The following is a 22,021-nucleotide window of genomic DNA, read 5'->3' as shown; positions in this document are numbered from 1 at the left end:
AAGAGTCCTTTACAGGGGTTCGGCCGCAGACAACATCGTGTTGAGCTGCGTTAGAAAAGCTAAAATCGTGTCCTCGTTACGCCGGTAGAAAATCCACTGGCCAACACGCTGACCGATAATAAGATCGGCCTGCTGAAGGACGGAAAGATGGGAGGACACAGTGGATTGGGATAGTCCGCACCGTTCGAACTGTCCGGCACACACGCCCATGTCGAGAGGGAGATGTTGACCGCTGAAATGGACCGCCGGGTCCTTCAGCCAGTTCAAAATCTCCATCCTTGCAGGGTTGGCAAGTGCTTTCAAAATCCTGTCGATGTCCATGTCGTCTATGTGGAGATCGTATCGAGAATATTCAATATATGTATCGAAAATATTCGAAGCGCGACGCCGCGACATGTCAACCAACGGGATGTTTGGCCACCATGAAGACAAAAAAAGAGGGCCTCAAGACGAAGCTTGGGCCCTTATAGTTATGAAGGTCATAGAACCTCCAGAGGGGAACAGCTGCTGCGGTGGCACTGGGAGGAAAAAGAAAGCCACCAAAATGCATCAGCTATGTGCGATATGATCATTTCCTAGGCATTCTTCAAGGGGGTCGTGTGCATGTCTGCTATGCATTTGACGCAATGCCATGCAAGACGTGGACCTAAAAATTCCAGTTACGCGCTTTTGCGACCACGAAATCCCGGAAAACCTTGAGTTTTGCCGAGTTCTTCATTTCATCCGGATAGCAGAAATACGTATCGAAACTGGGAATGTCCGCATGGATGGACAGTTGCAACAGGCCCGGATCGCGCCCCACGATGTAATCCGGCAGCATGGCGATGCCGATTCCCAAAAGCGCAGCGCGTTTGATGGACGTCATACTGTTGATTTGCAGGTGCGCCAACCGGCGATTATCCGATTCCCGCCCAGCGACTTCCAGCCAGTTGAGATCGAGCAGGTAGTTGGGCGCAGGCTCGCCGAAACTGATGATCCGGTGATTGTCGAGGTCATCGATATTTTGCGGCTCGCCATGCTTGTTGATGTAGGAGGGGGCCGCATAGACATGCATATGAACGGTAAACAGCTTGCGCTGGATCAGATCCGATTGCAGCGGCTGGCGCAAACGAATGGCACAATCGGCGTGGCGCATGTTTACGTCCAGCTCTTCATTGTCCAGAATAAGCTGCACCTGCATGTCCGGATACATGGACATGAACTCCTGCACCTTGTCCGTCAGCCAGCCCTGACCCAGACCAACGGTGGTGGTGACGCGCAACTTGCCGCTGGGCTTGTCGTTGTTTTCCGTCAGCTGGACTTTAACGCTTTCCAGCTTCATCAGCACTTCGTGCGCCGTCCGATACAGAATTTCGCCCTGTTCCGTCAGAATCAGTCCGCGCGCATGGCGATGGAACAGTTTCAGCCCGACATCCTGTTCCAATGAACTGACCTGCCGGCTGATGGCCGATTGGGACAGATGTAATTTGTCCGCAGCGTGGGTAAACGAACCCGCCTCTGCTGCCGCATGAAAAATGCGCAGCTTGTCCCAGTCCAAAGGCATCATGTGTTCCCTCCTATCTGTCCGGCGGGCTTCGTATCGTCCCGCCAGCCAAGCCTTGTCGTTCCCGTATCACAACGTAAAGATTACGTTTTCTGACGTGCGGCTTCTTCTCGTCCGCAATTGCGACAGTCCTATGGCTGGACTGTGTCTGTTTCAGCTAATCTACATGAACCTAATGTGCAATGGTGCCTTTTCAGGATGCAACACGCAGATCAGCCTGTTCCTCGCGGTGCGCCTGTTCAACCGCAGGTGCTGTTTCAAGGGCTGTGATGTAGCGCTCCGCCTCCAGCGCTGCCATGCAGCCCATGCCCGCTGCCGTGATGGCCTGACGATAGATATCGTCGGTTACGTCGCCTGCGGCGTAAATGCCGGGCATGTTGGTTGCCGTGCTATCAGCCGCCGTCCAGAGATAGCCGTTCGGCTTCATCTGCAGCTTGTCCTTGAACAATTCAACCGCCGGGGCATGGCCAATAGCCACGAAGACACCGTCTGTCTGGCGCTGGCTGATCTCGCCGGTTTTGGTGTTGCGCAGTTTCACCCCGGTCAGCGAGGCTGGCATGGGCGGCTTTGCCGGATTGCCAAGATATTCGATAACCTCGTGATCCCACAGAACACTGACATTCTCCTTGGCGAACAGCCGTTCGCGCAGAATTTTTTCCGAGCGGAAGCTATCGCGCCTGTGCACCACCGTCACACTTTTGGCAATGTTGGAAAGATACAGCGCTTCCTCCACGGCTGAATTGCCGCCACCAACAACGATGACATCGCGGTTGCGATAGAAAAAGCCGTCGCAGGTTGCGCAGGCGGACACGCCGAAACCCATGAAGGTCGGTTCGCTTTCCAATCCCAGCCACTTGGCCTTGGCGCCGGTGGCGATAATCAGGGTATCGGCCGTCCATTCAGCACCCGAGTCGGTGGTAAGGCGGAAGGGTTTAACGTCCATGTCCACATGCGTCACCAGATCATTGACGATCTCTGCGCCAACATGCACGGCCTGCTTGAGCATCTGTTCCATCAGAAACGGGCCTTGAACCGGATCGGCATAACCCGGATAATTTTCCACATCTGTGGTGATCATCAACTGGCCACCCTGTTCCATACCGGCAATCAACACGGGTTCCAGCATGGCGCGGGCCGCATAGATGGCGGCGGTGTAACCAGCGGGGCCGGAACCGATAATCAAGACTTTGGTGTGGCTGGCTGACATGGTGTTATCCTGATACATGAGCGGTTTTTACCTGCCGCTCTGCATGCAGAGACGACTGCCTTCATTTACGGTTGGACACAGGCACTATTCAAGCCCGATTCATCCAAGCAGACGGCAGTACAGCGAAAGAACGCTTTGTTTTAAACAATTTTACGCGCGATGTTGAAATTTTCTTGCGCCGGTGTAGAGACAAGGCTCTGCGCATGCCTGCGCTGTTGCTGATTCAATGCCCGATGATCCGGCGGACCGTTTGCTTGGTGGATCTCAATCTGAAAAGGGAATTTTTGTGTTTCGAGCCGACCTCGATGCCATAGACATCAAGATCTTGCGTGAACTGCAACGCGATGGACGCATGACGAATGTGGACCTGTCCGCGCGCGTCGGTATTTCCGCGCCACCCTGTCTGCGCCGCGTTCGCCGGTTGGAAGAGGCAGGCATTATCGAGGGCTACACAGCCCTGTTAAACGGCGGTTCCTTGGGCATGGACATTGTTGCCTTCTGTCTCGTCGGACTGAAACATCAGTCCGAATCCGAGTTGCGGGCATTCGAGGCCTCGACCGGCGGCTGGCCGCTGGTGCGTCAGGCGTGGATGGTTTCCGGCGACAGTGACTTTCTGCTGCAATGTGTGGCGAAAAATCTGAGCGTGTTCCAGACATTCGTGATTGATGTGCTGGCCGCGCATGAGCAGGTCGATACCGTGCGCACCATGCTGACGATCCGGCAGGTCAAAAAGGTAGGGCTGATCGAGTTGTGATCACCCGAAGGGCACCTTCTGCAAGAGCTTGTTCTCACGCTTGAGCGCCACCGCTTGCATGCCCTTCATCAAAGGCCTCAACAGTTCGCGGGTCACCTTGTGCCAGCCTTGGAACTGCTTGATCTGAACACGCGGTTCCTGAATGTCGATAACACTGTCGATGTGCAGACGTCGGGGATCGCTGCGGTCGAGAATCTGGTCCTGAATACAGATTGCAGGCGTTAGCTGATACACGGTCAAAGACTGAAAAACGGGATACTGCGTATCGTACATGACGAGATCAACGGGTGCCTGCATCGAGTGGCTCGCGGCCAACAACCGTTCCGCACCTTTGCGGGTTACGATGTAGCCGCCGGTGCCGTTATGGCTGCTGTGCAGCCGGTGGGTGGCATAACCCGGAACGATGTCGACACGTTCCCGTCCCAGAATCAGGCGTGTGCTCACCGTTTCCAGCTTGATAAGATCAGCATCGCGCGCAAACCGGTCTGAATTGGATAACACTGATTTGGTGGCAGGACTGAGGTGGATATCATCCTCGAAGACAGCCACGGCTGCTTCGGACGAAGCAAGAAGGGTTTTCCACGCGCTGATATGGCTGAGGTAGCACGCGACTTCCGACTTGCTGAGGCGGGGTTTGCCGTTGGACTGTGGCGCATAGTGCTGATACTCCGCATCGCTCATGGCCTTTCCGTCTATGGCGCAAATGCGCTCATAGGTCAGGCCAACCTCGGCGAACACTCGGTCCATGCGCGTCAAGCGATCCGGGCAACGATCCAGATTGATCAGAAGATTTTTCATCGAATTCTCAGGCGTTGATGCTGGCAAACGGTCGTCAGCATTTCGTCGGCAACTGTAGCCCAGCGCCGTAAGCTTTTTTGCCCATCGGCAATCCGCTCTTTCCATTCGCCATAGACTGTTTCGTCGCTAAATGTCGCCAAGACTCTTGCCAGATTCTTCGGGTCATCGGGATCGACATACACAGCCAGATCGCCGCCGACTTCGGGCAGGGACGACAACCGTGTGGTGATAACGGGCGTTCCGTGCCACAGGGATTCACCCACCGGTAAGCCCCATCCCTCCAGACGGCTGGGCACAACCGTCGCCCGCGCGTTCCTATACAAATGAACGAGGTCGCTCTGGGAAGGACTGTCGATGAGAACCATATGCTCGGCGGCGGTTGGGTAATTGCCGGCTGAAAGCCCCTTCAACATGCTTTTGCGCACGGCACCGGCGACGATCAGCACAGGCGGCACTTGTCCCGCATCCACCATGAGCTTTTGTGCGTTCAGCACCAACTCCAGATTTTTGCGACCCAAAGTGAGGCCGACACCCAGAACGTAGGGCCGTTCGGGCAGCGCAATCGTGCAGGCATGTGTGGCGTCACGGCACTCATGCGCCAGCCGCGTGATAGAGCTTTGTGGCAGCGGTGGCAGTAAGCCTGTTTGTGCCATGCGCTGGAGGTCCAGCAATGTAAACCGGGAATTGGCAAAGATATGGAAGGACCGGTGCAACACCTTGGCCGTATCGTCCCGGAAATCGCGCTTCACCCGGCTGGGGTTTTCACCATAATCGTGCAGCGGGATCGCATCGTGCAGCAGGGTATACAGACGTGTGCCTTCGGGCAGGACCGGCAGCATTTCTGCGATCAGTTTCGGTCTGGCGGCACTGATGAAGACGCCATTGCGCAAATCGACCGGGCTCGTTCCACAAGGGCGAAAGAGCGCCTTGACCCGATTCAGTCCGCGCAGCGGCATATTCAAAAGTCTGGCACCGGCCCGAAGACCAAGGCTTTTATACGGGCTGACGCTTTGAAGCCGGTAGGGAACAGCGCTGCCTGGAAGGTTCAGGGAAACGAGGCCCAATTGGGCATCAAAAACCGGAGTTACGCGGAGAAAACACCGGCTGGTTTGATCGTGAATGACAAACACGACGTCCGGGTATCCTTGCGCGATTGCTGTGGCAAGCTCGGCCACCACATTGGCAATGCCGTAGAATTTCAACCGTCCGCGAGAGAGAAGATAAAGCTCTGAAAGGTCAAAAAATATCCGTGTGTTTGTCAGGGCTTGGTCGAGCAAAAGAGGACCTTTACGCGGGATTGAAAGCATGTGGAAATTGACTGAAACCGCGCACGCGCTGCCTCACCGAAAGCGCGCTTGCTTTGAACATTCATGTCGATGGCAAGCTGGATCTTGCGCTCCAGCACGTCCATATCCACATAGAAACTTGTGCCAAGCCGACGCGGCTCTGTTCTGTTATAGGGCACCAGCAATGCGCACTCATGGGTGAGATGCTCGTTCATCGGGGGAGCGTCGGTGGCGATGATCAGCGATGCCGTTGACATCGCCTCCACCAGATGGTGCCCCCAGCCTTCGGCCCGTGACGGGCACAAATGCATGCCGTGCCGGTTCTGAATAACCCTGAGCGTATCGTCGCTCATGTAGCCGGACAGGAGGTTGACGTTATCTGGCAGGATTTTAGCTACGTTTTTCTCTTTCTGTACCAGCGTCAATCGTGGCCATTCGGGATGCTTTCCCCATAGGGAAATCAGGTCCTCCGTGCCTTTGAGTGTACTGCCGCCGGCCAGATGGAAGAAACTGTCCCAGTGCTTTTCAATTGTGGGGTCATACCGATCTTCAGAGGTGTAGCCAAGATATTCCGCCCGCGCGCCGAGCTTGTGAAAAATCTCCACTGCGTGACGGCTTTTGCCGAGCACGAGGTCAACTTTTTTCAGGCGACGCAAATGTCGTTGCGGAAAACGCTCCTGATTGGGGATCAGCCAGTGCGTGTCCGCCGAGCCGCACCAATGGGGAAAGAACCGCTCCATATGGACGGCACGCTCTGCTTCCCTCTTTTGAAAGAAGCGATTGAACAGGTTTCTATCCCGTATATTGGCCGTGCGCACTTCCAGATTCGAGGCATTCGACATGGCCCGCATCAGCAAATTGTTGTCGCGGGTCAGCCCGTACTGATTGTCTTTGCTGATGATAAGCGTGTTGGTCACATCGAGCCCCCGAATACAGGCTCAATAATACCTTCTTTTCTACTTTAGCAAGTGATATATGACTGTTATTGCTGGAGCGAATGTGTGTAGCGGTCATTTTTATTGCCGCGTGCAGCCATCGATTCAATCAGCGAATTATCGGGATTTCCGATTTCGCCTTTGAGTAGAAATATAGAATTGACGTAGCGCAGGAATTGATCGCGCAAAGTCGCATCCGGCACCCAGCCCGGCAATTGCATTACACGCTGGTGGAGTTCCTCTTCGCTGTTGGCTTGCAGTGTGAGGCCCTCCAGAGCGTAATGCGCAAGCCCCAGCGTGATGACCTTCTTTTCCAGCAGCACCGCCTCCAATCCGACCGTTGAATTGATGGTAATCACCACATCCGCGTGTTGGGAGAGGTACTCGGTGTCGACGGTATTGGCGAACAGGATTTTTGGATTGGCTCTCACCCGGCCTTGGACCGATAGAGGAAAGCTGGGATGCTCCTTGATGACGAAGCGAAGTCCCGGGTGCCGGTTGGAGAGGCGATCCAGAACGCCATAAAAATCGACCATGTCCGCTATCCACGGCGACAGTTTCAAAATCTGCATGTCGCTCGGCACCTGAAACGGAACGAAGATATAATGCTCCGGCAGCGCAACCTGCGATGTGCCCCGGTGTTTTGGGGTGCGTTTCGGGGTGCGCTTTTGTAACGCCGTTGGCAGTTCTGCGCCGCTCAGGTCCACAGTCCGGTAGAATGCGGGGTCGCGTGGCAGGCCGGAATCATGATTGATGCCTTGCGGATCACACTGCACGGTGCCGGGAAAAAAGCCGCCTTCCAGATACAAAGCAGGGTGGCCAAGATTTTTCGCTGCGCGCTCCAGTATGGAGTTCGGTGTCAGGAAACCGTTGAACACGAGCGCAGTAAGGGCAGGGTTGTCCTGCAGGTAATCGTCAAAACTCTGGGCAAGAACCTTGGCCGGTATTGCGTTCAGCCGCACATAAAGTTTCTGAAACCACGATGTCTTGAAGAGACCACCAATCCGGATCTGCTTGCGTTTCAGGTTTCGGGCGACAAGGGCGGTGAGGTCTGGTGGACAGCGCGTGTCTGTGATCAGGCGCCAATAAGACGCGAAACCGTGGCGTGCGATGACATCACCACTTGCACCGAGGAATGTGGTGGGGATGACCAGACAGGCATCGCCTGCCTTGGCAATGAATGGCAGCATGTTGCCGCTAACGCAGGTGATGAAACGAAGTCGCCCCTTCGCTGCGTCGGGTTTGGTTGGCTTGATTTTGGCAGGTTCGGTCATCCACGGGTTCCCGTGTGATACTTCGTCAGCGCATCATCATAGTTGCGTGAGAATTCAAAGTCCGCAAGATTGACGTCGACCGCTTGCAGTGTGGCCCTGCGGCAGGTTGCTATGCGCCGTAGCAGGATGCGAATTTGGCCCCATATCCGCCGAGCCTTGTAGGTAACAGCCAGCGACCGGGCAATATTGTAGTCCGGCTTACCCCCATCTCCTATCGAGGACGCTGTTTCCAGCTGTGCGTGGAGACCGTAATACTCGCACATATCCAGTTGCATGGCATAGGCGGGGTCTGTCTGGTACGCATGCAGGTAATAGGCCGAAGACAGAAGAGCATCAGCCAACCCGGCGTGTTTTTCCGTAGCAGCCAGCAACTTTCTTGCGCCAGATGGCCACACTATATAGGCCGCCGATCCGCGACGACCGTGATACAGACGGCGCAGTTCCGGCATTTCAGGCAGGGTCGTGCGAGACATCAGCTTGCGTTTTCCGCGCACTTCCAGATTGACGAAATCCATGTCTGTCCGCCCCTCGAGAGACTGAAGCAGAGCGGGCACCTTGTTGGACAAAAGCGCATCATCCTCAATAATCAGCATGGGTTTACCCTGTGCCACGACCCGTATCCACGCGTTCACATGGCTCAACATGCAGGCTTTTTCGTTGTCGCGGAGAGGGCGTTCCCACGTATTCCAGTAGGCTGGGTCACGCATTGCAGAGGCTTGCGCTGACGAAACAGCGTCAAGCCGTTCAAAAGCCAGCCCCAGGCGTTGCATCTGGCCGATCTGATAGGCCATGCGGTCTTTCGCGGACGAAAGGTTGATGATCAAAATGCTTATCACGAAAATGACTTTCGGTGCAGTTTTTGCGGCAACTCAAGAATGCGCCAGTAGCATGTCATAGGTTTTTTGAAGCGCTTTGGCTTCACGTTCAAGTGCAAAATTTTGCTGGACATGGGAAAGGGCGCTGCGGCCCATCTGCTCTGCCGCATCGGGCGCCGCCAGAAGCGGGGCTATGGCGTCTCTCAATTGATCAAAATTTCCGGCTTCGACCACCTGGCCGGTTACATCGCGAACAATCATTTCCGCGTAGGCACCCGCCGTCGAGGCAATAACAGCGGTCTGTGACGCCATTGCCTCCAGCGGGGTCAATCCAAATCCTTCATTGCGCGAGGGCGCAACGTAGAGTGTCAGACGGCGATACCAGATTTTGATATCGGAAACCTCACCCAGAAACTGGATACGATCAGACAAACCGGCTTTGGCAATAGCCTGTTTCAGGCTGTCTGCGAACTCGGAATGTTCGGCAGTGACCCGCCCGGAAATCACGGCCGTCCACTCCGGGTAACGTGGAAGAAGCTCGATCATGGCGCGCACGAACAGATCCGTGCCCTTCTGAAGCCGCACACGGCCAAAACAGCCGATCAGGTAGCGGCCCGGCAGGCCCGTGGCTGCGATGGTATCATCCTGCGTCCGTGGCGGATGAAACAGGTCCAGATCGACGCCATGGCGGATGATCGTGTGGGGAACCTGCAGGAAGGCAGCGGAACCAGCGCTCGTTGCCACCACTGCATCCATGTGCCGGATCATCCAGCGCGTAAAGGGCTTGTGGTGGCGCTGTGCTGCCGATGTGAACAACAGTTTCAGCTTCATCCGGAACACGGACTTGAAGATGATGCCCGTTAGCATTTCGTTGTTGCGGCGTGCGTGCCATATGCGGTGTTTGTATCCCGATGGCGCCGACCACAGCGATAACAGGTCGCGCCAGCGCATCGAAGCGATGTGGCCGGGAAGGCCGGGGCCAAGTGTTACGATCCCCAAACCCAAGGCACGCTGTTTGGGAATCAACTGGATGACCGTCGATGTGACACCGGACAGGCGCCGCTTGAAGTGCGGCGCAATCACGGTGACGGTTTTCATGTCGGCCATGTCTTGCAGCTTAACCCCAGACGATGCCGAGAATCTCATAGGCCTTGGAGCCGCCCGGCGCGTTGACCTCGATGGAGTCGCCCACTTCCTTGCCAATCAGCGCACGCGCGATGGGCGAAGAGATTGAAATGCGGCCCTGCTTTACGTCCGCTTCCTGATCGCCGACGATCTGGTAGCGCTTTTCCTCTTCCGTGTCCTCGTCGATCAACTTGACCGTTGCGCCGAATTTAACGGTCGTGCCGGACATTTTCGAGAGGTCGATGACTTCCGCGCGCGCGATGAAATCCTCAACTTCGCCGATGCGGCCCTCATTGTGGCTTTGGGCTTCCTTGGCGGCGTGATACTCGGCGTTTTCAGACAAGTCGCCATGGGCGCGTGCTTCGGCAATCGCCTCGATAATGCGCGGCCGCTCTTCCTGCTGGCGCCAGCGCAGCTCCTCCTGAAGCTTGAGGAATCCGCCCGTTGTCATCGGAACTTTTTCTACCATTTTCATGTCCTCAACCGTGCAAGACGACCGTCAGCACAAAAGAAAACGGCTTCCGGAGCGTTTGATAGACCCGGAACCCGCCAATATTTGAACGAAGCTTATAGCAGATATGGAAATAAGAAAGCCAGATTTTTAAACCATCCGCCCCTTTGCCCAACTATTGGAGTCCGACAAAGGCGCGAACGCGCTTAGAAATAACTTTGCAGAGTCCGCACTTCGAGGTTTCCGGCTTTCAGCGCTTTGATGGCCTGTGCTGCTGCCAGCGCACCGGCCATGGTGGTGTAGTAGGGCACTTTCTGCATCAGCGTTGCACGACGAAGGGACTTGGAATCCGAGATTGCCTTGTTGCTGTCTGTCGTGTTGATGACAAGCTGAACCTGACGGTTGCGGATCGAGTCTTCGATATGCGGACGCCCCTCCAGCACCTTGTTGACCTTGGTGGCGGTGATGCCGTGCTCGGCCAGAAAGCGCGCCGTGCCGGTGGTTGCGATGACCTTGAAACCTATTTCCGTCAAGGTGCGGATGGCAGGCAGAACGCGTTCCTTATCACTGTCGCGCACGGATACGAACACCGAGCCTTCGCGTGGAAGATCGACACCGGCGCCCAGTTGCGACTTGGCGAAGGCGAGGGCGAAATCCGTATCGAGGCCGATGACTTCACCCGTGGAGCGCATTTCCGGTCCCAGCAGAATATCGACGCCGGGGAAGCGAGCAAACGGGAACACGGCTTCTTTCACCGCGATGTGCTTGAGGTTGCGTGGGTCCGGCTTCTCCCCGTAGGCAGCGATGGCCACGTCAAGGCTTTCCCCGGCCATGACGCGGGCGGCGATCTTGGCAATAGGCGCGCCGATGGTCTTGGCGACGAACGGCACGGTGCGTGATGCGCGCGGGTTGACTTCCAGCACATAGACCGTGCCGTCCTTGATGGCGAACTGTACGTTCATCAGGCCACCAACGTTCAGCGCCATCGCCATGGCTTTGGTCTGGCGCTCCAGTTCGTCCACCATGTCGCTGGACAGCGAATAGACCGGAAGCGAGCAGGCGCTGTCGCCGGAATGAATACCGGCTTCTTCGATATGCTCCATGATGCCTGCGACGAACACGTCTTTCCCGTCGCAGAGCGCATCCACGTCCACTTCGATGGCATTGGTCAAATAGCTGTCGAACAGAAGCGGGTTTTTGCCAAGCAGGGTGTTGATCTGGCCCGTCTTGTCATTGGGGTAGCGCTGCTTGATGTCTTCCGGCACGAGGCCGGGGACGGTGTCGAGCAGGTAGGTCTGCAACATGCTTTCCGAATGGATGATCTGCATTGCACGGCCACCCAGAACGTAGGATGGACGCACCACCAGCGGGAAGCCGATTTCGGAGGCCACCAGCCGCGACTGCTCGACGGAGTAGGCGATGCCGTTGTTCGGCTGGTTGAGGTCCAGCTTGGTCAGAAGCTTCTGGAAGCGGTCGCGGTCTTCGGCCAGATCGATCATGTCCGGGGCGGTGCCGAGGATCGGGATGCCGTTGCGTTCCAGCGCTTCGGCCAGTTTCAGCGGAGTCTGGCCGCCAAACTGGACGATAACCCCGTGAAGCTCGCCATTTTCCTGCTCGGCGCGCAGGATTTCGATCACGTCTTCCGCCGTCAGCGGCTCGAAATACAGCCGGTCCGAGGTATCGTAATCGGTCGATACCGTTTCCGGGTTGCAGTTGATCATGATCGCTTCATAGCCTGCGTCCTTCAAAGCGAAGGCAGCATGGCAGCAGCAATAATCGAACTCGATGCCCTGGCCGATCCGGTTCGGACCACCGCCCAGAATCACGACCTTCTTGCGGTCTGAAATCTGTGCTTCAGAGCGTGTCGAGCCAGCGAAAGGCGTCTCATAGGTCGAGTACATATAGGCGGTCGGGGATGCGAACTCGGCGGCGCAGGTGTCGATGCGCTTGAACACCGGACGCACATCCAGCCTGTTGCGCAACTCGGCAACCACCTTCGGGCGGCTGTTGGTCAGGGTTGCGAGGCGCGCGTCAGAAAAGCCCATGGCCTTCAACATACGCAGGTTTTCCGCGTCTTCGGGCAGCCCATGCTCGCGAATGCGGGCTTCCATGTCCACGATTTCTTTGAGCTGCGCGATGAACCAGGGGTCGATCTTGCAGCCGTCATGCACTTCCGTCTCGCTCATGCCAAGGCGAAGGGCCTGTGCGACCATGCGCAGGCGGTCCGGCGTCGGTGTGCCGATTGCGGCACGGATGGCATTGTGATCATCCCTGTGATCGCCACTGGCGCCCAAGCCGGGAATTTCAATTTCATCGAGACCCGTCAGGCCGGTTTCCAAGCCCCGTAGTGCCTTTTGCAGCGATTCGGCAAAGGTGCGGCCAATCGCCATGACTTCGCCGACGGACTTCATCGCGGTCGTCAGAACATTGTCGGCGCCCGGGAATTTCTCGAACGCGAAACGGGGAATTTTCGTGACGACGTAATCGATGGACGGTTCGAACGAAGCCGGTGTCGCGCCGCCGGTAATGTCGTTTTCCAGCTCATCCAACGTGTAGCCGATGGCAAGCTTTGCAGCAATTTTGGCAATCGGGAAACCGGTGGCCTTGGAGGCCAAGGCCGACGAGCGCGAGACGCGTGGGTTCATTTCAATGACGACCAGACGGCCATTTTCCGGGTTTACGGCGAACTGAACGTTCGAGCCGCCGGTCTCCACCCCGATCTCACGCAACACCGCAATCGATGCGTTGCGCATGATCTGGTATTCCTTGTCCGTCAGCGTCAGCGCGGGCGCAACGGTGATGCTGTCTCCGGTGTGCACGCCCATCGGATCAATGTTTTCGATGGAGCAGATAATGATGCAGTTATCCGCCGTGTCGCGGACCACTTCCATCTCATACTCTTTCCAGCCCAGAACCGATTCTTCGATCAGAACTTCTGTCGTGGGCGAGGCGTCGAGGCCGCGCTCGATAATATCGAAAAACTCGGAGCGGTTATAGGCGATGCCCCCGCCCGTGCCGCCCAGCGTGAAGGAGGGGCGGATGATGGCAGGCAGGCCGATTTCGTCAATCGCCTTGGCACCCAGCGCCAAAGCATGGCTCATATAGCGCTGCTTGCGGTCGGTTTCGCCGAGATTCCACTGATTTTCCAAAGCATCCAGCGCCTTGTCGAGGTCCGCGCCGGAGAGTTCGGCTTTCAGCCTGTCGCGGGCCGCTTCATGGGACTTGCGATCCTGATCCTTGATCTCGGTGGCGTTTGCCAGCAGCGAGCGCGGGGTTTCAAGGCCGATGCGGGCCATGGCTTCGCGAAACAAAGCGCGGTCTTCGGCCATGTCGATGGCAGCTGGCTTCGCGCCGATCATTTCCACATTGTAGCGGTCCAGCACACCCATGCGCTTGAGAGACAACGCTGTGTTCAGCGCAGTCTGGCCGCCCATGGTGGGCAGCAGCGCGTCAGGCCGTTCCTTGGCGATGATCTTGGCGACAACTTCCGGGGTGATCGGTTCTACGTAGGTGGCGTCTGCCAGACCCGGATCGGTCATGATCGTCGCGGGATTGGAATTGACGAGGATGACGCGGTAGCCTTCCTCCTTCAGCGCCTTGCAGGCCTGTGTTCCCGAATAATCGAACTCACATGCCTGCCCGATGACAATCGGCCCTGCGCCGATGATGAGGACCGATTTGATATCCTGGCGTTTTGGCATGGTTCTATCCATTTCTGCCGCGTACACAAAAACCAGCCAGGGGTTACTCACCGGCTGTTGCGCGCGTCATTCTCATTGAAAGGCTAGAAGGGGCTTATAGGGAAATCCGATCTCAAGTGGAACCCTCTAATTTGTGAAATCGACAGGAATCTACGGGTTGACATTAAGGCCCGCACAACTCCTAATAGACGCATTCACCAGGGGGGTCCCGACAAGGGGCTGAGATACTGCTGGCATTCATGCAAGCGCAGTGACCCGTTGAACCTGATCCAGCTCATACTGGCGTAGGGACGGTGCAAGCGCTTGTGGTATGGTCGTGTCCCTTTGCGGGCGGAGCTGTGCCTGCTTCCTGTCATGCTGCAGTTTGTGCTGGGTCCCCAATTGGAGGACGACATGAAGCCAGCGCTGCAAACGGCAACACCAGAGGTCACAACCGGGCCGCTGCCTGCCTCAATCAAGATTTTCAAGCATGGAACATTGCATCCGCACATTCGCGTGCCGATGCGGGAGATCTCGGTTCATCCAACAGCGGGCGAGCCGAATGTAACGGTCTATGATTCGTCAGGCGCGTATACCGATCCCGCTAAAGTGATAAATATCGAAGCGGGACTTGCCCGTACCCGCACAGCGTGGGCGTTGGCGCGCGGCGATGTGGAAGCCTATGATGGCCGCCACGTGCGCCCGGAAGATAATGGCTTTGCCAAGGGAGAAAAGCTGACGCCGGAGTTCGGCGTTCGTCACCAGCCGCTGCGGGCGACACGGGGACGGGCCGTCACGCAGCTGGCCTATGCCCGCGCAGGCATCATCACCCCGGAAATGGAATATATTGCGATTCGCGAAAATCTCGGACGAGAGGCAATTCGCGTTGCTGCCATTCGCGATGGTGAGAGTTTTGGCGCATCGGTGCCCGATTATGTCACGCCGGAATTCGTGCGTGACGAGGTGGCTCGGGGACGGGCGGTCATCCCCGCCAATATCAACCACCCCGAACTGGAACCGATGATCATCGGGCGGAATTTTCTGGTGAAGATCAACGCCAATATCGGCAACTCCGCCGTCACCTCATCCATGGCGGAAGAGGTGGAAAAGATGGTGTGGTCCATCCGCTGGGGTGCCGATACGGTCATGGACCTGTCCACCGGGCGCAACATCCACAATATCCGCGACTGGATCATCCGCAATGCGCCTATCCCCATCGGCACCGTGCCGCTGTATCAGGCGCTGGAGAAAGTGGAGGGTATTGCCGAGAATCTGACGTGGGAGGTCTATCGCGATACGTTGATCGAGCAGGCAGAGCAGGGGGTCGATTATTTCACCATCCATGCCGGGGTGCGGTTGCACTACATTCCGCTGACCGTGAACCGCGTTACGGGCATCGTGTCGCGCGGCGGCTCGATCATGGCGAAGTGGTGCCTTCACCACCACCGCGAGAGCTTTCTCTATGAGCACTTCGATGAGATATGCGATATCTGCCGTGCCTATGACATTACCTTTTCGCTGGGCGATGGGCTGCGCCCCGGCTCCATTGCCGATGCCAATGACGCTGCCCAGTTTGCCGAACTGGAAACACTGGGTGAGCTGACGAAAATTGCTTGGGCAAAGGATTGTCAGGTGATGATCGAAGGCCCCGGCCATGTGCCGATGCACAAGATCAAGGAAAATATGGACAAGCAGCTGGAGGTGTGCGGAGAGGCACCGTTCTACACGCTTGGCCCGCTAACGACCGATATTGCACCGGGCTATGACCACATCACATCCGGCATCGGTGCCGCGATGATCGGCTGGTTCGGCACGGCCATGCTTTGCTATGTCACGCCGAAGGAACATCTGGGCCTGCCGGACCGGGACGATGTGAAGGTGGGCGTTATCACCTACAAGATTGCGGCCCATGCGGCTGATCTTGCCAAGGGCCACCCGGCGGCGAAGATCCGGGACGATGCCCTGTCGCGTGCACGTTTCGAATTTCGCTGGGAAGACCAGTTCAACCTGTCGCTGGACCCGGAAACGGCGCGCTCGTACCATGATGAAACGCTACCGAAGGACGCCCATAAGGTGGCGCATTTCTGCTCCATGTGTGGGCCGAAATTCTGCTCCATGCGGATTTCCCACGACATTCGCGCCGAAGCCCAGAAGGAAGGGTTGGATGCGATGGCGACACGGTTCCGAGAGGGTGGGGAACTCTATATGCCGCTGACGACGACTGCTACACCACCGATACCACCGGGCGAATAGCCATGCGGGTGCTGATCAAAGGGGCCGGAGTATCCGGCCTCACGGCGGCGCGGGAGTTGCTTGCGCGGGGGGCGGCGGTCACGGTGCTTGAGCCTTGGCCGAACGCTGTCCATTCGGCCTCATGGTACGCAGGCGGCATGCTGGCCCCGTGGTGCGAGCGGGAAAGTGCGGATGAAACCGTGTTGCTCGAAGGGCGCACATCGGCGGACTGGTGGGATGCTGCCTGTCCGGGCGAAGTGTCGCGCAGCGGGACCTTGGTTGTCGCACCCCCGCGAGACTGGGCAGAGTTGCGGCGGTTTGCCTCCAGAACCTCCGGTTACGCATGGCTGGATGAGGGCGGCGTCAGCGACCTTGAGCCCGCCTTGGCGGGGCGGTTCCGTCAGGCACTGTTTTTCAAAAGCGAGGCGCATCTCGATCCACGCCGTGCACTCAGGCACCTGCAGGCGATGCTCGAGCGCGGCGGTGTTCAGTTTCGGTATGAGGTAGAAGAAGCGCAGTTTGATGTGGTCGTCGATTGTACTGGCGCATCAGTCATTGGCACCGTGCCGGACCTGCGCGGTGTGCGCGGCGAGATGCTGCTGCTCAGGACCCATGACGTGACCCTGTCGCGGCCTGTCCGGCTGCTGCATCCGCGCATTCCGCTTTACATCGTGCCCCGAGCCGAAGGCGTGTTCATGGTGGGGGCAACCATGATCGAAAGCGACCATCACGGGCCGGTAACAGTACGCTCGCTCATGGAGCTTTTGAACGCGGCTTACGCGGTGCACCCGGCATTCGCCGAGGCCGAAGTCATCGAGACCGGCACTGGCATACGCCCCGCATTTGACAACAACCTGCCGCGCATCACGCGAGACGGCGGGAATTTCAGCCTCAATGGGCTGTACCGGCATGGTTTTCTGTTGGCACCGGCGCAGGCGCAGAAGCTGGCGAATATGCTTTTCAATCAGGAGGGAGAGACATGAACATTATAGTCAATGGCGAAGCGCTGGAGACCAAGGGCAAAACCCTTCTGGACCTCATGGCAGAGCTTGGTTTCGAAGGCGAATGGCTGGCGACCGCCGTCAACAACCAGATCGTGCATAAGCCTGAGCGATCCCGTCAGGCACTCCGCAATGGCGACCGCATTGAAATACTCTCACCCATGGAAGGGGGCTGACCGGATGCTGAACCTTTATAATACCAGTGTTTCCAGCCGTATGCTGTTGGGAACGGCGCGTTATCCGTCTCCGTCTGTGCTGGATGAGGCGGTGCGGTTATCAGCTTGCGAAATCGTCACCGTTTCGCTTCGGCGGGAGACGGCAGGCGGGAAAACTGGTGGAGCGTTCTTCGAGCGTATCCGGGCTATGGGTGTGCATATTCTTCCCAACACAGCGGGGTGTCATTCGGTATCGGAAGCAGTGCTGACGGCGAACATGGCCCGCTCCGTGTTCGGCACGGACTGGATCAAGCTGGAGGTCATCGGCAATCACGATACATTGCAGCCGGAGGTGTTTGCGCTGGTTGAGGCCGCGCGTATTCTGAGTGGTGAGGGCTTCAAGGTCTTCCCCTATACGACGGATGATCTGGTGGTTGGCGAGCGTTTGCTGGAGGCGGGCTGTGGGGTGCTGATGCCCTGGTGTGCGCCGATTGGCAGCGCCATGGGTCCGCAAAACCTCAATGCGCTTCGCTCCATGCGCGCGCATTTCCCTGACACGCCGCTGATTGTCGATGCCGGCATCGGGCGTCCGTCTCACGCCATGGCGGTCATGGAACTGGGTTATGACGCTGTGTTGCTCAATACGGCGGTTGCCGGCGCGGCTGACCCCGCCCTTATGGCGCTGGCGTTCGCGACTGGAATTGAAGCGGGGCGCATGGGATTTGAGGCCGGTCTGCTGGAGCCACGGGATATGGCGGTGCCGTCCACGCCTGTGATTGGGCAGGCCGTTTTTACCTGACCGATTAAATCTGAGGGGAATGAGACAAAAGGCGCGTTCGCGCGTTATATCTCCTGATCTTGCGCTCCACTCTGCGTGGAGCAGTACATGCCGGGAGATGGTGTATGAAACTGGATGGCCGCCGTGAATCGGACAATGTTGAAGACGTACGCGGACAAAGCGGCGGTGGAGGTTTAGGTGGAAGCCCGTTCGGCCGTGGTGGCGGTTTTCGCATACCCATGGGTGGCGGTGGACGGCGGGCAGGCGGTGGCCTCGGTATCGGTGGCATCGTGGTGCTGTTGCTCATCTGTTGGGCGCTGGGGATCAACCCGCTGACACTCTTGAATGGTGGCGGTGGCTCCATGCCGAGCTTCGACGATACATCGACGCAAACCGGCCAATCCGCACCGGCCAATGACGAGATGAAGGTATTTATGTCCCAAGTGCTGGCGGAGACGGAAGACACCTGGAAGGGTATTTTCCAGTCGCAGGGTATGCAGTATCAGGACCCCAAATTGGTACTATTCACTCAAGGTGTGCGGTCCGCGTGCGGCCAGGCCTCGTCTGCAACTGGCCCATTCTATTGCCCCAACGATCAAAGAATTTATCTCGACACAAACTTCTTCACAGAGCTTTCGCAGAAGTTCGGCGCGTCTGGTGACTTTGCACAGGCCTACGTTTTGGCGCATGAAGTTGGCCATCATGTGCAGAACCAGCTTGGGATACTTCCCAAGGTCAACCAGATGCGTCAATCACTGAGTGAGCGCGAAAATAACGCCATGTCCGTGCGTGTCGAGTTGCAGGCCGATTGCTTTGCCGGAATATGGGGCAAGTTTACAGACCAGAAGGGCCTGCTGGATACCGGGGATGTGGATGAAGCGTTGAATGCAGCATCTCAAATTGGTGACGATACATTGCAGCGCCGCACACAGGGCTATGTCGTGCCAGACAGTTTCAACCACGGCACATCAGCCCAGCGTGCCACTTGGTTCAAACGTGGATTTGACAGCGGCAAGCTTGCCGACTGTGATACGTTCAACAAGCCGGTTTAACCTGAACCACCACATAATTTGATGTTTTGATGAAAAAAACGCTAGATGCTGCCCGGCATCTGGCGTTTTTACTTTGGTTTCTCTATGCAGAGAGGCCATTTGAGCCGAAAACTCTCACTTCCGCAGAATTTGGCTTAAGTCCTCATGACGTCGGATAGTCATATGTCAGTCACAGTGCACAATCGGCCGCAATTTGGTGCGGATAACTCCTGGGCTGCGCATTACCGCGCAAGCATTCTTCTGGGTATCCCGTTGATCGGCGCGCAGTTGGCGCAGCTTGCCATCAACACGACCGATGTGATTCTGGTGGGCAAACTCGGCACCACCCATCTGGCGGCGATTGTCTTGGCGACACAGGTCTATTTCACGGTTTTTATTTTCGGGTCAGGCTTTACCAATGCTGTTGTGCCGCTGGCCGCGCAGGCGCAAGGCAGGGGCGATACGGTCTCCGTCCGCCGCTCTGTTCGCATGGGCATGTGGGTGGCAATCCTGTATTCCATTCTGACAGCGCCCGTGCTGTGGTTGGTGGAGCCAATTCTGGTTGCCGCAGGCCAGCAACCGGCTGTTGCAGCTCTTGCCTCCGAGTACCTGCATATTGCGCAATGGGCGATGTTCCCAAGCTTGCTGTTCATGGTTCTTCGCGCATTCTTGAGTGGTCTGGAACGTGCAAGTGTCATTCTGTACGTGACGATCTTCACGCTGATCCTCAACGCTTTTCTCTGTTATCTGCTGATCTATGGGCGTTGGGGTTTGCCGGCGCTCGGCATAGAAGGCGCAGCCATTGCAGCCCTGATGGTCTCGGCTCTCAGCTTCATTATCACGGCCTGGTACATTCAGCGCGTGCCGGAGCTTCACAGCTACAATTTGTTTGTCCGCTTCTGGAAGCCGGACTGGCCGGTGTTTTTTGAAGTCGTGGCGCTTGGCGCCCCGATTGCGCTGACCATTCTGGCGGAAACCGGCTTGTTCATGGCAGCGTCGCTGCTCATGGGCCGGCTCGGTACCACGGAACTGGCGGCCCATGGCATCGCCATGCAATTTGCCTCTCTTGCTTTCATGATTCCGGTTGGCCTGTCGCAGGTGGCGGCGGTGCGGGTCGGCTTGTCGGCAGGCCGTCATGATCTGGAAGGCATCAAGCGGGCAGCCATCACGATTCTGACGCTGGGCGCGGGTTGCTCCGTGGTTGGCAGCCTTATTTTTGCGCTGTACCCGCGCGAGCTGGCGACGCTGTATCTGGATACGGGTCGTCCCGATGCGGCAGAGGTGCTGGCCTATGTTGGCCCGCTGATCATTCTGGCCGGCGTGTTTCAGCTGACGGACGGCATGCAGGCGATTGCCTCGGGCCTTCTGCGCGGCCTGAAAGATACGAAGATACCGATGCTTCTCGCGCTCATTTCCTATTGGCCCATTGGTTTTGTGTTTGCCTGGGTGTTCGCGTTTCCGCTTGGGTTTGGGGGTATCGGCGTGTGGATTGGTTTCGTCGTGGGCCTGTTGGCAGCGGCGATTTTTCTGAACTATCGCTTTTACCGAATTTATCGGGCCCTTAAGGCGCGCACGTTATCCATATAAAAAACCGCGCTGGCTGCGCGGTTTTAAATCTTCACTTCTTTTCAAGCCCGCTCGGCAAGAGCAGGTTCGCCCTTCTTCTCGCGCACCATGTTGATGAAGCGACGGAAGAGATAGTGGCTGTCCTGCGGGCCGGGGGAGGCTTCCGGATGGTGCTGAACCGAAAAGACCGGCTTGCCCACAAGGCGCAGGCCGCAATTGGTGCCGTCAAACAGCGAAACATGGGTTTCTTCCACGCCTTCAGGCAGCGACCCGGCGTTAACAGCGAAGCCATGGTTCATGGATACGATTTCCACTTTGCCGGTGGTGTGGTCCTTGACCGGGTGGTTTGCGCCGTGATGGCCCTGATGCATCTTTTCGGTGGTGCCGCCAACGGCCAGACCCAGCATCTGGTGACCCAAGCAAATGCCGAACATCGGAATGTCCGTCTCAATCAGGTTCTGAATAACTGGCACGGCATATTCACCGGTTGCGGCTGGATCGCCGGGGCCATTGGAGAGGAAAATACCATCGGGCTTCTGGGCCAGAACGTCTTGCGCTGTCGCCGTTGCGGGCATAACCGTAACCTTGCAATCCAGACCCGCAAACAGCCGCAGGATGTTGCGCTTGACACCGAAGTCCAGCGCCACGATGTGGTGCTTCTGCTCGTCTGTTGCCAGATCGCTCTCGTCCTCGTTCCAGACCCAGGGCTTCTGGCTCCACTGGGATGACTGGCCGGAGCTTGCAACCTTCGCAAGATCCAGTCCTTCCAGCCCGCCCCATGCGCGGGCTTCTTCCTTCAAGGATTCGATGTCGAATTCGCCGTTCGGATCATGCGCGATGACGGCATTCGGAGCGCCGTTCTCGCGAATCCATGCGGTCAGTGCGCGTGTGTCGATGCCCGACAGGCCGATGATGCCGCGTGATTTCAGCCACGTATCCAGATCTTTCCGGGAGCGGTAATTGGACGGTGCCGTAATATCGGCCTTGAAGATAACGCCAACAGCGCCGTGGCGGGCGGCGGGGGTCAGGTCTTCGATGTCGTCGTCATTGGTGCCGATATTGCCGATATGCGGGAAGGTGAAGGTGACGATCTGGCCGAGATAGGACGGATCGGTCAGAATTTCCTGATAGCCTGTGAGTGCTGTGTTGAAGCAGACTTCCGCCTGCACCTTGCCGGTTGCGCCAACGCCCTGGCCTTCAATAACGGTGCCATCCGCCAGCACCAGAACGGCGGTGGGTTTTTTTGAAGTCCATGCGGGTGTGTTGCTCATCGTTCAGCACCTTGGTCTCGCAAAACATGGCGCACGGAAGGGCATACGCCCGCGCGCCATCGTCCTGCCGATTTCGTGTAAGTGCCGAGATATAGAGATGATGGGCGTCCGGGTCAATC

General features: G+C 57.3%; 19 protein-coding genes and 1 riboswitch. Of the genes, 7 read left to right on the top strand and 12 right to left on the bottom strand.

Annotated elements, in window-relative coordinates; translation table 11 throughout:
- Positions 1–9: 9 nt before the first annotated feature.
- The 3 genes from IFT84_RS10530 to trxB all read right to left on the bottom strand — a co-directional run bounded on the left by IFT84_RS10530 (position 10) and on the right by trxB (position 2,750).
- Positions 10–321, bottom strand: a complete 312-nt coding sequence (locus IFT84_RS10530) for an ArsR/SmtB family transcription factor (RefSeq protein WP_192119079.1) — start codon at positions 319–321, stop codon at positions 10–12.
- 325 nt (positions 322–646) lie between these two features.
- Positions 647–1,543, bottom strand: a complete 897-nt coding sequence (locus IFT84_RS10525; protein ID WP_192119158.1) for a LysR family transcriptional regulator VtlR — start codon at positions 1,541–1,543, stop codon at positions 647–649.
- 193 nt (positions 1,544–1,736) lie between these two features.
- A complete protein-coding gene (trxB, locus tag IFT84_RS10520) occupies positions 1,737–2,750 on the bottom strand; it encodes a thioredoxin-disulfide reductase (RefSeq protein WP_192119077.1) in 1,014 nt (337 codons plus the stop codon).
- Between the two features lie 286 nt (positions 2,751–3,036).
- On the opposite strand from trxB, the gene IFT84_RS10515 reads away from it, so the two are divergent.
- The gene (locus IFT84_RS10515; RefSeq protein WP_192119075.1) at positions 3,037–3,504 is read left to right on the top strand and encodes a winged helix-turn-helix transcriptional regulator; all 468 of its coding nucleotides are present in this window, start codon (positions 3,037–3,039) and stop codon (positions 3,502–3,504) included.
- Here the strand turns inward: IFT84_RS10515 and IFT84_RS10510 are convergent, their stop codons facing one another.
- The 8 genes from IFT84_RS10510 to carB all read right to left on the bottom strand — a co-directional run bounded on the left by IFT84_RS10510 (position 3,505) and on the right by carB (position 13,889).
- Positions 3,505–4,302: a glycosyltransferase family 25 protein gene (locus IFT84_RS10510; protein WP_192119073.1), complete on the bottom strand. Its 798-nt coding sequence runs from the start codon at positions 4,300–4,302 to the stop codon at positions 3,505–3,507.
- Positions 4,299–5,579 carry a glycosyltransferase gene (locus IFT84_RS10505; RefSeq protein ID WP_206757404.1) on the bottom strand — a complete coding sequence of 427 codons (1,281 nt, stop codon included), beginning with the start codon at positions 5,577–5,579 and terminating at the stop codon, positions 4,299–4,301. The genes IFT84_RS10510 and IFT84_RS10505 overlap by 4 nt, the downstream gene beginning before the upstream one ends.
- Positions 5,561–6,505 (bottom strand): glycosyltransferase, encoded by a 945-nt coding sequence (locus IFT84_RS10500; protein ID WP_342212858.1) that lies wholly within the window; start codon positions 6,503–6,505, stop codon positions 5,561–5,563. The genes IFT84_RS10505 and IFT84_RS10500 overlap by 19 nt, the downstream gene beginning before the upstream one ends.
- Positions 6,506–6,570: 65 nt before the next feature.
- Positions 6,571–7,797 carry a capsular polysaccharide export protein, LipB/KpsS family gene (locus IFT84_RS10495; protein ID WP_192119069.1) on the bottom strand — a complete coding sequence of 409 codons (1,227 nt, stop codon included), beginning with the start codon at positions 7,795–7,797 and terminating at the stop codon, positions 6,571–6,573.
- Positions 7,794–8,633, bottom strand: a complete 840-nt coding sequence (locus IFT84_RS10490) for a glycosyltransferase family 25 protein (RefSeq protein ID WP_192119068.1) — start codon at positions 8,631–8,633, stop codon at positions 7,794–7,796. The genes IFT84_RS10495 and IFT84_RS10490 overlap by 4 nt, the downstream gene beginning before the upstream one ends.
- A 33-nt stretch (positions 8,634–8,666) precedes the next feature.
- Entirely contained in the window at positions 8,667–9,719 is a 1,053-nt protein-coding gene (locus tag IFT84_RS10485) for a glycosyltransferase family 4 protein (RefSeq protein WP_192119065.1), read from the bottom strand.
- 10 nt (positions 9,720–9,729) lie between these two features.
- Complete coding sequence (gene greA, locus IFT84_RS10480; protein WP_192119064.1) at positions 9,730–10,206, bottom strand: transcription elongation factor GreA; 477 nt, start codon at positions 10,204–10,206, stop codon at positions 9,730–9,732.
- A 188-nt stretch (positions 10,207–10,394) separates the two neighbouring features.
- On the bottom strand, positions 10,395–13,889 hold the full coding sequence (gene carB, locus IFT84_RS10475) for a carbamoyl-phosphate synthase large subunit (RefSeq protein ID WP_192119062.1): 3,495 nt from the start codon (positions 13,887–13,889) through the stop codon (positions 10,395–10,397).
- Between the two features lie 189 nt (positions 13,890–14,078).
- A riboswitch (TPP riboswitch) is annotated at positions 14,079–14,198 on the top strand.
- An 84-nt stretch (positions 14,199–14,282) separates the two neighbouring features.
- On the opposite strand from carB, the gene thiC reads away from it, so the two are divergent.
- The 6 genes from thiC (at position 14,283) to IFT84_RS10445 (ending at position 20,652) form a co-directional block, all read left to right on the top strand.
- Complete coding sequence (gene thiC, locus IFT84_RS10470; protein WP_192119060.1) at positions 14,283–16,121, top strand: phosphomethylpyrimidine synthase ThiC; 1,839 nt, start codon at positions 14,283–14,285, stop codon at positions 16,119–16,121.
- A gap of 2 nt (positions 16,122–16,123) precedes the next feature.
- Positions 16,124–17,083, top strand: coding sequence for a glycine oxidase ThiO (gene thiO / locus IFT84_RS10465; protein ID WP_192119058.1), 960 nt, complete (start codon positions 16,124–16,126; stop codon positions 17,081–17,083).
- Entirely contained in the window at positions 17,080–17,277 is a 198-nt protein-coding gene (thiS, locus tag IFT84_RS10460) for a sulfur carrier protein ThiS (protein ID WP_192119056.1), read from the top strand. Before thiO ends, thiS begins: the two co-directional genes overlap by 4 nt.
- 4 nt (positions 17,278–17,281) lie before the next feature.
- A complete protein-coding gene (locus IFT84_RS10455; protein ID WP_192119053.1) occupies positions 17,282–18,055 on the top strand; it encodes a thiazole synthase in 774 nt (257 codons plus the stop codon).
- Between the two features lie 104 nt (positions 18,056–18,159).
- Positions 18,160–19,086, top strand: a complete 927-nt coding sequence (ypfJ, locus tag IFT84_RS10450) for a KPN_02809 family neutral zinc metallopeptidase (protein ID WP_192119051.1) — start codon at positions 18,160–18,162, stop codon at positions 19,084–19,086.
- Between the two features lie 162 nt (positions 19,087–19,248).
- Positions 19,249–20,652: an MATE family efflux transporter gene (locus tag IFT84_RS10445; protein ID WP_192119049.1), complete on the top strand. Its 1,404-nt coding sequence runs from the start codon at positions 19,249–19,251 to the stop codon at positions 20,650–20,652.
- A gap of 41 nt (positions 20,653–20,693) precedes the next feature.
- Here the strand turns inward: IFT84_RS10445 and carA are convergent, their stop codons facing one another.
- Positions 20,694–21,902 carry a glutamine-hydrolyzing carbamoyl-phosphate synthase small subunit gene (carA, locus tag IFT84_RS10440; RefSeq protein WP_192119047.1) on the bottom strand — a complete coding sequence of 403 codons (1,209 nt, stop codon included), beginning with the start codon at positions 21,900–21,902 and terminating at the stop codon, positions 20,694–20,696.
- Positions 21,903–22,021 lie beyond the last annotated feature (119 nt).

The organism is Rhizobium sp. CFBP 8762, from assembly GCF_014841565.1.
Classification (GTDB): Bacteria; Pseudomonadota; Alphaproteobacteria; order Rhizobiales; family Rhizobiaceae; genus CFBP-8762.
The sequence above is the reverse complement of the archived record's forward strand: the minus strand, read 5'-3'. Positions and strand labels throughout refer to the sequence as shown.